8 protein-coding genes are annotated in these 11,369 nt (G+C 65.8%); 5 read left to right on the top strand and 3 right to left on the bottom strand.

Annotated features, from left to right (window positions below; translation table 11 throughout):
- Nucleotides 1–140: 140 nt before the first annotated feature.
- The gene (locus HFRIS_RS22510; RefSeq protein WP_006465322.1) at nt 141–2,462 is read right to left on the bottom strand and encodes an FdhF/YdeP family oxidoreductase; all 2,322 of its coding nucleotides are present in this window, start codon (nt 2,460–2,462) and stop codon (nt 141–143) included.
- Between the two features lie 325 nt (nt 2,463–2,787).
- Between HFRIS_RS22510 and HFRIS_RS22515 the strand changes: the two genes are divergently transcribed.
- The 4 genes from HFRIS_RS22515 to HFRIS_RS22530 all read left to right on the top strand — a co-directional run bounded on the left by HFRIS_RS22515 (nt 2,788) and on the right by HFRIS_RS22530 (nt 5,988).
- Nucleotides 2,788–3,849: a hypothetical protein gene (locus HFRIS_RS22515; RefSeq protein ID WP_006465323.1), complete on the top strand. Its 1,062-nt coding sequence runs from the start codon at nt 2,788–2,790 to the stop codon at nt 3,847–3,849.
- A complete protein-coding gene (locus tag HFRIS_RS22520) occupies nt 3,837–4,631 on the top strand; it encodes a PIG-L deacetylase family protein (RefSeq protein WP_051110960.1) in 795 nt (264 codons plus the stop codon). The genes HFRIS_RS22515 and HFRIS_RS22520 overlap by 13 nt, the downstream gene beginning before the upstream one ends.
- Nucleotides 4,628–5,212 carry a methyltransferase domain-containing protein gene (locus tag HFRIS_RS22525; RefSeq protein WP_006465325.1) on the top strand — a complete coding sequence of 195 codons (585 nt, stop codon included), beginning with the start codon at nt 4,628–4,630 and terminating at the stop codon, nt 5,210–5,212. The genes HFRIS_RS22520 and HFRIS_RS22525 overlap by 4 nt, the downstream gene beginning before the upstream one ends.
- A 62-nt stretch (nt 5,213–5,274) precedes the next feature.
- Nucleotides 5,275–5,988: a glycosyltransferase family 2 protein gene (locus HFRIS_RS22530; protein WP_006465326.1), complete on the top strand. Its 714-nt coding sequence runs from the start codon at nt 5,275–5,277 to the stop codon at nt 5,986–5,988.
- On the opposite strand, the gene HFRIS_RS25630 is transcribed toward HFRIS_RS22530, so the two are convergent.
- Nucleotides 5,952–7,466: a YihY/virulence factor BrkB family protein gene (locus HFRIS_RS25630; protein ID WP_167331831.1), complete on the bottom strand. Its 1,515-nt coding sequence runs from the start codon at nt 7,464–7,466 to the stop codon at nt 5,952–5,954. The two genes, HFRIS_RS22530 and HFRIS_RS25630, sit on opposite strands and share 37 nt — an antisense overlap.
- A 323-nt stretch (nt 7,467–7,789) precedes the next feature.
- Between HFRIS_RS25630 and HFRIS_RS22540 the strand changes: the two genes are divergently transcribed.
- Nucleotides 7,790–9,223: an NAD-dependent succinate-semialdehyde dehydrogenase gene (locus tag HFRIS_RS22540; RefSeq protein WP_006465328.1), complete on the top strand. Its 1,434-nt coding sequence runs from the start codon at nt 7,790–7,792 to the stop codon at nt 9,221–9,223.
- Nucleotides 9,224–9,361: 138 nt separating this feature from the next.
- Here the strand turns inward: HFRIS_RS22540 and HFRIS_RS22545 are convergent.
- On the bottom strand, nt 9,362–11,369 hold a 2,008-nt coding region (locus tag HFRIS_RS22545), incomplete at its 5' end, for a DNA translocase FtsK (protein WP_006465329.1).

The following is an 11,369-nucleotide window of genomic DNA, read 5'->3' on the forward strand; positions in this document are numbered from 1 at the left end:
GTCCAATTATTAGTAATTTCGGAATTTATTAGACTTGGACTTATTTCCAGAGCCGAAGTAGCAGCTTGCCTGCTTCTCTCGCTCCCTGACAGCACATCCCTCGATCAACCGGCCTGGTCTCGAATAATGTCGCAGGGCAGCTAGGACAACACCGGCTCACTCACCTCCGCAATCAAGCGCACCGGAATCGACTTGGCCGCCGGCACCTTGCTACCCCGCGCATGGTGGAACAGCGGAATGAGGCGGTTCAGTTCGGGGAAGTAACCCATCACGCAGCCGACGGGGATATCGAAAGGCTCCACCCGCAGGTGATCCACGCGACGCTCCACGCCGTCGTCGGAGACCGTCTCGGCCGTGACGAAATCACCCGGCACCAGGCCCTGGGCCTGCATGTCGCGCAGGTTCAGCAGCAACACGCGGCGGGTCCCCCAGACACCACGGAAGCGATCATCCAGCGAATAGACGGTGGTGTTGAATTGGCTGTCGCCACGGGTGGTCATCAGACGCAGCACGCCAGGGGCATCGGCGGGCATGTCGGGGTCGGGCTCGAAGCTGTCGAAGGTCTTGAAGTTGGCGCGGCCATTGGGCGTCTTCCATTGCCGTTCACGCGCCGCCAGCGGGCGCGGGAAGCCGCCTGGGGTCCACATGCGACCGTTGAAGTCGCGGAAGATGTCGGGATAGGTGGCTTCGATGGCGTCGCGGATGCGGGCATAGTCGCCCACCCAGCCGTCCCAGTCCACCTGCGGGTTGAAGGGCAATAGCCGCTTGGCCAGCTCGGCGATGATGGCCGGTTCCGAAAGCAGATGCGGCGAGGCCGGTTCGACGCGCCCGCGTGAACCGTGCATGCAGCCGGTGCTGTCTTCCACCGCCACGGCTTGCTCACCGCCGCGCTGGCGGTCGATCTCGATGCGGCCCAGGCAGGGCAGCAGGTAGGCCGTCTTGCCGTGGATCACGCAGGAGCGGTTGAAGTGCGTCACCACTTGTACGGTCAGGGGGAGGTTGCGCCAGGCCGGCTCCATGACGCCATGGTCGGGGATGGCGCGCACGAAATTACCACCCAGCATGAAGAAGGCCGACAGCTCGCCGTCACGGATCTTCTCGCAGACTTCGACCGTGTTGAGCCCCTTCTCCATCGGTGGCTCGAAGTGATACAGCGCGCGCAATTTGTCATTGGGAACCATCTCCGGTTTTTCCGTGATGCCGACGGTGCGCTGCCCCTGCACGTTGGAATGGCCACGGATCGGGCAGATGCCGGCGCCGGGCTTGCCGATGTTGCCGCGCATGAGCAGGAGATTGGTCAGCATGTGGATGGTGCGCACCGCTTCCCGGTGCTGGGTCACGCCCATGCCATACATGAGCATGGCCCGGCCAGCGCCGGCATAGGTGTCGGCGGCCAGTTCCAGTTCGGCGCGCGACACGCCGGCATGCCGCTCGATCTCGCTCCACGAGGCAGCCCGTGCGGCGGCTGCAAATTCGTCGAAGCCACTGGTGTGCTCATCGATGAATGCCTGGTCCAGGAGGCGCGGCAAACCTTCGGCCTGGGCCCGGTCATCGCGCTCCAGGATGCGCTTGGCCATGCCCACCACGGCCGCCGTATCACCACCTATGCGGATCTGCACGTATTGCGAACTGATGTCGGTATGCGCAGGCGTGATCATTTCCTTGGGCGATTGCGGATTGACGAAGCGCTCCAGACCGCGCTCGCGCAAGGGGTTGAAAGTGATCACGGGGACCCCGCGCTTGCGCACCTCTTCCAGCGGATGCAGCATGCGCGGGGCGTTGGTGCCGGTGTTGTGGCCGAAGAAGAGGATGCAGTCGGTGTGCTCGAAGTCTTCCAGCCTGACGGTGCCGACCGGCACGCCGATAGTCTGCGGCAGGGCCACGGAAGTGGATTCGTGGCACATGTTGGAGCTATCGGGCAGGTTGTTGCAGCCATACATGCGGGCCATCAACTGGTACAGGTAGGAGGTCTCCAGCGACGCCCGGCCGGAGGCATAGAACACCACCTTCTTCGGATCCATCGCGCGCAGCCGGGCGGCGATGTCGTCGAATGCCTCTGACCAGGTGACGGGCAGATAGCGGTCGCTGGCCGGGTCGTATTTCATGGGCTCGGTGACGCGGCCGGTGGATTCGAGTTCGAGGTCGTTCCAGCTTTCCATCTCGCTCACCGTGTGGCTTGCGAAGAACGCCGGGGTGGCGCGCTTGCCGGTGATTTCCCAGGCGGTGGCCTTGGCGCCGTTCTCGCAGAACTCGAACAGGTGCGGGTCGGCCGGCTTGGCCCAGGAACAGCTGACGCAGGCGAAGCCGTCGGGCTTGTTCTGCTTCATCAGGATGCGGGTGCCGGTGGCGATCACATGTTCCTGCTGCAGGATGGCGCCCAGTGCCTTGACCGAGCCCCAACCACCGGCGGCATTGTTGTATTCATCGAATCTGGCGTCTTCGGGAATGTCCTTGGTTTTCATATCGCCTCTCTGAGCGTTGCGTGCGACAGCGGCCTTCGCACGGGTATTGGCACGGGTGTCTGTTGCGCTGGCTTGCATGGGTGCTGCGTGGATAGCAGCAATGATGGAATTTGCCGGCCGGTTTGGCTGTAGGTGATGCACGGATTTACAGCGCGCACGATTCCTACAGAAACGGTCCGATCCTGGCCGGGCCTAATGAAGTCCTACGACAAACACAGCCGCACGCCGACATCGGCCCTCCGCAGCGCCGCGCATACTCGGTATCGTTGCGGCCCCTCCCGGGCTGCCTGAATCCTCTGAACCCCCTGAACCCGGCCCGGTCATCATGAATCGCCCTGCCCTCGCTGATCTACCCGATTGCCCTTCCCTGCCGGCGCAGCTGGAACAATTCATCGCACCCGCCCTGGCTGCTTGTGCGCACGAACAAGTGGCCGCGCTGGATGCGCGGCTACTGCGCCAGCTGGTGACGGCGGGGCTGGATCGCCTCCCCCTGCCCGGCCACGGTGAAACGCTGGCGCGCTGGCAGGCATTGGCAGCGGTGGCCCTGCATGATCTGTCGCTGGCCAAGCTCTACGAAGCCCATACCGATGCCCTGGCCATCCTGGCTGAAGCCGGCTACGCGCGCCCGGCACGTTCGATCTGGGGTGTCTGGTGCGCCCAGGGGCGTCCCGGCAGCCTCAGCATGCGCACGCCGGCAGCGGAAGACCATGTCCTGCTGGAAGGAGAAAAGCCCTGGTGCTCCGGCGCCGCCTCGGTCACGCACGCGCTGCTGAGCCATCGCGACGACGCCGGTCAGACCTGGCTGCTGGCGCTGGAACTGGGGCAGCGCGGGGTCGAGATCATCGAGGACGACTGGGCGGCCGTGGGCATGTCCGCCACGCGCACCGCTCGCCTGCGTCTGCACAATGCCAGCGCCCAACGGGTGGGCGGGCCCGGTTTCTATCTGGACCGCCCCGGCTTCTGGCAGGGGGGCATCGGCATTGCGGCCTGCTGGCATGGTGCGGCGGCGGCGTTGGTGGCGCTGCTGCGCGAGCAACTGGCGCAACGTGCCGACCCACATGCCCTGGCACGCCTGGGCAGTGCCGAATGCGCGCTGTCCACCTCGGCAGCCACGCTGCGCGAAAGCGCGGCGCGCATCGATGCCTTCCCGGGCGAGAACGCCATGCGTCATGCCTTGCGGTCCCGCCTCATCGTCGAACGCGCCTGCACGCAGATCATCAGCGACCTGGGCGCTGCGCTGGGCCCCCATCCTTATTGTGGCCAGCGGCGCAGTGCGCGCCTGCTGGCCGACCTGCCTGTGTGGCTGCGCCAGAGCCATGCTGAACGCGACCTGGCCGCCCTGGCCACATCCTGCCTGCAAGAGGAGTCCGCCCCATGCTTATTGTGAATACCCCCACACCCGTGCGGCGCAGCGCCGCCGCACACCACGCACGCCATATCGATGTCGTCCACGGCACTGCCGAAGAGGTCTGGCAATCCTGCCAGCGTCTGCATGCGTTGCCCGAGATCGAACTGTGCAAGCTGGTGCCACCCCGCTCGCGGGCGGTGATCCTGGCGCCGCATCCGGATGATGAAACGCTGGGCTGCGGCGGTCTGATCGCGCAGCTGGCGGGCATGATGCGGGAAATCGCGGTGGTGGCCGTCAGCGATGGTGAGCGCAGCCATCCCGATTCGTCCCCCCTGGCGCAGCGGCTGCCGCTGCTGCGGCCGGCCGAGAGCATGGCCGCGCTGGAATGTCTGGGCGCGGGGCAGGCCCAGATCCTGCGCGCCCGCATCCCGGACGGCCAGATCCGCCAGCACCGGCTGGAATTGAAAGCCTGGCTGATCGCCCAGCTGCGCCACACGGATATCGTCTTTGCCCCGTGGCGCCTGGACGGCCATCCCGACCATGAAACGGTGGGCGAGATCGCCGCCGAACTGGAACATGAACTGGGCTGCAAGCTGGTCGAAGTCCCGATCTGGGGCTGGCACTGGGCGCAGCCGCTGTCGGGCGACTTCCCCTGGGGCCGGGCACACAAGCTGGGCTTCGATGCCGACACCGCCCTGCGCAAGCGCCGCGCCCTGCGTTGCTACCACAGCCAGATCGGTCGCGACGGCGAGCGCGATCCGGTGCTGCCGGCCGGCGTGCTGGCGCACTTCGTGCGTCCCTACGAGGTGTTCTTCCTATGAGGAGCGGCGACAGCGGACACTTCGACCAGTTGTATGCGGCCAGTGCCGATCCCTGGAACACCAGGACCAGCTGGTACGAGCAACGCAAGCGTGCCATCGTCGCAGCGATGCTGCCGCGCCAGCACTGCACGGCCATCTTCGAGCCAGGTTGCGGCAGTGGCGAACTGACCTTGCAGTTGGCCGAACGTTGCGGGCATCTGGTGGCGTCCGACTTCTGTGAAGATGCGGTGCGCATCACCCGCGACAAGACCGCGCATCTGCCGCATGTCCACGTGCGTCGGCAGGCCTTGCCCGAGCAATGGCCGGCACCGGCGCAGGACATGCCGGAGTTCGAGCTGATCCTGTTTTCCGAGCTCTGCTATTACTTCGATGCGCCGCAGATGGCCGAGATTTCCACGCTCGCCGCAGGCAGCCTGGCACCCGGCGGCCATCTGCTGGCCTGCCACTGGAAGAAGGATTTCGATGATCGTCTGCTCGCCACCCGTCCCATGCACCAGTTGATCGACGCCCATGCGCGGCTCAAACGCCAGGCCTGCTATGAAGACGAGGACATCCTGGTCGACCTGTGGCGCAAGACCTGAATCCGTCCGACGCATTGATCTCATTGATCGGACGGTAAAAACAACGAGGAGAGGAGCACGTCATGATAGGCATCGTCATTCCCGCCCACGATGAAGAAGCCCTGCTGGAGCGCTGCCTGCAAGCGGTGCGCGAGGCCGCCGCGCATGACGATCTGCGGGGCGAGGAAGTGCGCATCGTGGTGGTGCTGGATGCCTGCAGCGATGGCTCCGAGAGCATTGCCCGCCGCCACCCGGTGAGCGTGCTGCCGATACAGGCGCGCAAGGTCGGCGTGGCACGCGCGCTGGGTGCCGATCAACTGCTGGCCCAGGGAGCACGCTGGCTGGCCTTTACCGATGCGGACACGCAAGTTGCCCCGGACTGGCTGGTGGCGCAGCTGGGGCTACAGGCCGATGCCGTCTGCGGCACCGTGATGCCCGATGACTGGCGCGGCCATCCGCCGGAGGTGCGGCACCGCTTCGCCCGTGACTATCTGGATCGCGATGATCATCGCCACATCCACGGTGCCAACTTCGGCGTCTGCGCGCGGGCCTATCGGCAGGCGGGTGGCTTCCCACCCTTGTCCTGCCATGAAGATGTGGCGCTGGTCCAGGCACTCCAGGCCATGGGCGCCCATATCGCCTGGAGTGCCCGTCCCCGTGTGAGCACCAGCACCCGGCCGCAGAGCAAGGCCCGCGGCGGTTTCGGCGACACCCTGCGCCAGTGGGCCGTGGAGGAATGCCCGGCACTGGCGCTGTCTCCTCAGCGCGGCTTGTCGTTGCCGCGCACCACCTGCTGAGCCTGTTCCAGGCTCACATGATGATCTTCGATGGTACTGACCAGCTTTTGCCGGCGCGCACGTGAGCCGAAATTGTTGGCGTAGATCCAGGTGAACTCGGCGCCCAGCAGGAAGATCTGCGCCGAGTAGTAGATCCACAGCAGCAGCAGCGCAAAGGAACCGGCCGCACCGAAGCCGGAGGTCATGCCGGTGCTGCCCAGGTACAGGCCGATCAGGTATTTGCCGATGATGAAGAGCACCGTGGTGGCGACCGCGCCGATCCAGACATCGCGCCAGGACAAGGTCACCCGCGGCATGAACTTGTAGATCATCGAAAAGAGCGTGGAGAACACCACGAAGGACAGCACGAAGTTCAGCAATTGCAGCATCAGCTGCCAGCCCTCGAACCAGCCCCCCCACCAGCGCCCCAGTGCCGCCAGCGCAGCGCTGACCACCAGCGAGATGATCAGCAGGAAGCCCAGCCCCAGGATCAGCCCGAACGACAGCAGACGGGTGCGGGCCAATTGCCATACCCCGCTCTTGCGCTTGACGGCCGGGATGCGCCAGATCCGGTCCAGCGCGCTCTGCAATTCCGAAAACACCGCCGTGGCACCGATGACCAGAGTCACCACCGAAATGCCGGCAGCGATCATGCCCTCGCGGGGCTGGCTGACCGACTTGAGCAAGCCCTGGATGGCAAAGGCCCCTTCAGTGCCGACGATATCGCGGATCTGGTTGACGATCTCGCCTTGCGCCGCATCGTGACCGAACAGCATGCCGGCCACGGCGATGGCGATCACCAGCATGGGGGCGATGGAAAAGATGGTGTAGTAGGCGATCGCCGCCCCCATGCTGGGGGCGAAGTCATCCAGCCACGCATTGATGGCGGCCACCGTCATCTGCCAGGCCTGCTGGCGCCGCGTGCCGCCCTTGATCATCTTGACCTCGGCGGCCGGGTCCAGATAGTCCGACGGCGCCGGTTCCAGACGTGCCTTGACGATGTCCATGCGGGCTGGCGCATCCGGCGGCAAGGCCTCGTCCGCCTTGGCTTTGGCCTTGGCTTGGGCCCTGGCCGCGCTGGCGCGCGCCGATCCCTTGCGCCAGGCGGCGATCAATGGCGTAGCCAGGGTCACCAGGCGCAAGGCCTGCTCCAGGCCTTGCGGAATGGCGTCATGAGCAGCGTGCGCGCCAGTGGCACGCCGCGTGGTCGCGGCCGGCGGCGCGGCGCGGGTGGCCTGCATTGGCGTTGGTGTCACCGACGTGCGACGCTGGCGTCGCTTGCGACCCAGCCAGATTCCCAGGCCGGCACTCAGCAATGCACCGGCGATGACGCCACCGGTGGCGCCGGCTGCTGGGCTCTGCCTGCCAGAAACAATGGAGCGTGTTGCCCCATCGGCGTGGTGGCTGGCATCGCTGGACGGCATCGCATCAGGGGCGCCGTCAGCGGGAGCGGCGGCAGCATGGCGGGCCGGATGCAATGGGGCGGGAGAGCTGCTCATGGGGACCTCGGCTGGGCATATTGTTATGCCATTGTGACCGATGCGCGTGAAGTAATGTTCCTTCGCCTTGTCGGCCCGTCCGGCCTTGTAGGAAGCCGCTGTCGGCGTGCCGGCAGGCGACGCGAAAACAGGGCGCATGGTATAAAGACAGTCTTTCGTGCAGCGGCCACTGCCCTCGTCGGCAACATCGCGCATGAACCAGATCGGCAGCATCCGGTCTGTCTGAATTCCCCCTGGCCGCAGCGCGTGCCACCGGTTCCGGCCCGCTGGGCTGAACCGGGCAGCGCCGGCCCTTCCCCCAACCTGACGAACGAGGATTGCCCATGTATAAGGACGTACAGCTTTTCATCAACGGCGAATGGACCGCCAGCGCTTCCGGTCGCACCATCGATGTCGTCAACCCGGCCACCGAGGAAGTGATCGGCAAGATCGCCCACGCTGACCGCGCCGACCTGGACCGCGCCCTGGAGGCCGCCAAAAAGGGTTTCGAGATCTGGCGCAACATGTCCGCCTTCGATCGCTCCAAGATCATGCGCAAGGCAGCCGACCTGCTGCGTGAGCGCGTCGACGAGATCGCCCGCCTGATGACCCAGGAACAAGGCAAGCCGCTGGCCGAAGCCAAGATGGAAACCCTGGGTGCGGCCGACACCATCGACTGGTTCGCCGAAGAAGCCCGCCGCACCTACGGTCGCCTGGTACCGGCCCGCACCCCGGGTGCCTACCAGATGGTGATCAAGGAGCCGGTCGGTCCGGTGGCGGCCTTCACGCCCTGGAACTTCCCGATCAACCAGGTGGTGCGCAAGCTGTCGGCCGCATTGGCGGCAGGCTGCTCCATCATCGTCAAGGCCCCGGAAGAGACCCCGGCCTCGCCGGCCGAACTGATCCGTGCCTACGCCGACGCAGGCGTGCCGGCCGGTGTCATCAACCTGGTCTATGGCGTGCCGGCGGAGATTTCGGAATACCTGATCCCGCATCCGGTGATCCGCAAGATTTCCTTCACCGGTTCCACTCCGGTGGGCAAGCAACTGGCGGCGCTGGCCGGCCAGCACATGAAGCGCGCCACGATGGAACTGGGCGGCCATGCGCCGGCCATGGTGTTCGATGACGTGGATGTGGACCTGGCCGCCAAGACCCTGGCGACGTCCAAGTTCCGCAATGCCGGTCAGGTATGCGTGTCGCCGACCCGCTTCCTGGTGCAGAAGGGCGTGTTCAACGCCTTCGTCGACAAGTTCGTCACCTATGCCGAACAACTGAAGGTCGGCAATGGCCTGGAAGCTGGCGTGAACATGGGTCCGGTGGCCAACAAGCGCCGCATCCCCGCACTGGAAGCGCTGATCGACGATGCTGTCTCCAACGGCGCGCAACTGCGCACCGGTGGCAAGCGCATCGGTGACAAGGGTTACTTCTTCCAGCCCACCGTGTTGACCAACGTGCCGCTGAGCGCACGCGTGATGAATGAAGAGCCCTTCGGTCCGCTGGCACTGATCAACTCCTTCGAGACCCTCGATGAAGTCATCGCCGAAGCCAATCGCCTGCCCTTCGGCCTGGCGGCCTATGCCTTCGCCAAGTCGGCACAGACCAAGCACGCACTGGCCGCACGTGTGGAAAGCGGCATGCTGACCATCAACCACCTGGGCCTGGCCTTCCCGGAACTGCCCTTCGGCGGCGTCAAGGACAGTGGCTATGGTTCCGAAGGCGGTACCGAAGCCATCGAGGCCTACATCAATACCAAGCTGGTGACCCAGCTGGATATCTGAGGGCTGGCACTCTGATGCAGTGATCGCCTGAGACGGCATTCAAGCATAACGGCGAACCTGCAAGGGTTCGCTGTTTTGTCTTGTGCAGCCGGATATTCGCGTTGGCGCTGGCACCGATGCCGTCCTGCTTATTCGTGCTTATTCCTCGCCGCCTGAGGGCGGCACCAGAATGTCGCGGCTGCCATTGCGCGACATGGCCGAGAGCACGCCGGCCGTCTCCATCTGTTCTACGAGCCGCGCCGCGCGGTTGTAGCCGATGCGCAATTGCCGCTGCACCGACGAGATCGAGGCGCGTCGTGTCTTGAGCACGAAGGCCACGGCCTCGTCGTAGAGCGGATCGGACTCCGGATCGCCCCCCTCGCCACCGGCGAACATGTCGGCCTGGGCCGTGTCCTCGGACATCGGCGGGGCCAGGATTTCCTCGATATAACGCGGCTCGCCAAAGGACTTCAGGTATTCCACCACGCGGTGCACCTCTTCGTCGGACACGAAGGCGCCGTGCACGCGCTGCGGGTATCCCGAGCCCGGCGGCAGGAACAGCATGTCGCCGTGGCCCAGCAGGGATTCCGCACCCATCTGGTCCAGCACGGTGCGCGAGTCGATCTTGGAAGACACCTGGAAGGCCACGCGGGTCGGGATGTTGGCCTTGATCAGGCCGGTGATCACGTCCACCGAGGGACGCTGGGTGGCCAGGATCAGGTGGATGCCGGCTGCCCGCGCCTTCTGCGCCAGGCGGGCGATCAGCTCTTCGACCTTCTTGCCGACCACCATCATCAGGTCGGCCAGTTCGTCGATCACGATCACGATGGTGGGCAGCTTTTCCAGCGGTTCCGGAGCGTCCGGCGTGAGGCTGAAGGGATTGGGGATCTTCTCGCCACGGGCGGCGGCTTCGTCCAGCTTCTGGTTGTAGCCGGCCAGGTTGCGCACGCCCAGCTTGGACATCTTCTTGTAGCGGCGCTCCATTTCGTCCACCGCCCAGTTCAGGGCATGGGCGGCCTCCCGCATGTCGGTCACCACCGGTGCCAGGAGGTGCGGGATGCCTTCGTAGATGGACAGCTCCAGCATCTTGGGGTCGATCATGATCATGCGCACTTCCTCGGGCGTGGCCTTGTAGAGCAGCGAGAGGATCATGGCATTGATGGCCACCGACTTGCCCGAGCCGGTGGTACCAGCCACCAGCATGTGCGGTGCCCGCGCCAGGTCGGTCACCACGGGTGTGCCGGTGATGTCCTTGCCCATGGCAATGGTGAGGTGGGACGACGACTTGCGGTAGGCCTGGGAATGGATGATCTCGGAGAGCTTGATCATCTGCCGGCGCGCATTGGGCAGTTCCAGGCCCATGCAGGTCTTGCCGGGGATGGTCTCGACCACCCGGATGGAGGTCAGCCCCAGCGCCCGCGACAGGTCCTTCATCAGGTTCACCACCTGGGCGCCGCGCACGCCCTGCGCCGGTTCCACTTCGAAGCGGGTGATCACCGGGCCGGCTTCGGCGCCCAGCACGGTCACGGGGACCTTGAATTCCTTGAGACGCTGTTCGATCAGGCGGCCGGTTTCCTGCAGTTGCTCGGGATCGATCTCGATGCGCGACTCGGGGACTTCGTCCAGCAGGTCCAGCGAGGGCAGCGGGATATCCACCCGGGGCTCGTCCTCGTGCTCGGGATAGACCCTGGCCACCGGCGCGGCCACGGCCGGCTGCGGTTCGGGCATGCGCACGGTGAAGGCCGGCTGCTGGGACGCCGGCGATGCTGGCGCTGCCGGATCGGGCAGCATGTCGAACCAGGGCGCATTGAAGGTGCCGAGGTCGATCGGTTCGTCATCGGCGGGCGAGAGCGCTTCCGGCTCCGACGCGGGCGCGACGGGCGCTTGTGCGGGTTCGGCCGGCGCCCAGGCTGCACCTGCCGGCGGCAGTTCGGGCGCGGTCGGCAGGTCGGGGATGAGCTGATCCTGCGGCGAGCTAGGCATCGGGGCCATCGGCACCACCGGCAACACCGGTACGATGGGCGCGGCCGGTGACGTCGGCCCCTGCAGACCATCGGCCTCGTGCAGGGAGCGCATCAGGCGGGTCGGGATCACATCGGCACGCTGTGTAGACCCGGTCGGCCCGGTCGGCGCTGCAGCCTGCGGCGCGGCGCGGCCGACGCTGCTG

This window comes from Herbaspirillum frisingense GSF30 (assembly GCF_000300975.2).
GTDB lineage: Bacteria > Pseudomonadota > Gammaproteobacteria > Burkholderiales > Burkholderiaceae_D > Herbaspirillum > Herbaspirillum frisingense.

What these genes read in the sequence shown, in the direction of transcription:
- HFRIS_RS22520 (WP_051110960.1), top strand. Translation starts at nt 3,837, where the DNA reads ATGCTTATTGTGAATACCCCCACACCCGTGCGGCGCAGCGCCGCCGCA.
- HFRIS_RS22540 (WP_006465328.1), top strand. Translation starts at nt 7,790, where the DNA reads ATGTATAAGGACGTACAGCTTTTCATCAACGGCGAATGGACCGCCAGC.
- HFRIS_RS22525 (WP_006465325.1), top strand. Translation starts at nt 4,628, where the DNA reads ATGAGGAGCGGCGACAGCGGACACTTCGACCAGTTGTATGCGGCCAGT.
- HFRIS_RS22515 (WP_006465323.1), top strand. Translation starts at nt 2,788, where the DNA reads ATGAATCGCCCTGCCCTCGCTGATCTACCCGATTGCCCTTCCCTGCCG.
- HFRIS_RS25630 (WP_167331831.1), bottom strand. Translation starts at nt 7,466, where the DNA reads ATGAGCAGCTCTCCCGCCCCATTGCATCCGGCCCGCCATGCTGCCGCC.
- HFRIS_RS22510 (WP_006465322.1), bottom strand. Translation starts at nt 2,462, where the DNA reads ATGAAAACCAAGGACATTCCCGAAGACGCCAGATTCGATGAATACAAC.
- HFRIS_RS22530 (WP_006465326.1), top strand. Translation starts at nt 5,275, where the DNA reads ATGATAGGCATCGTCATTCCCGCCCACGATGAAGAAGCCCTGCTGGAG.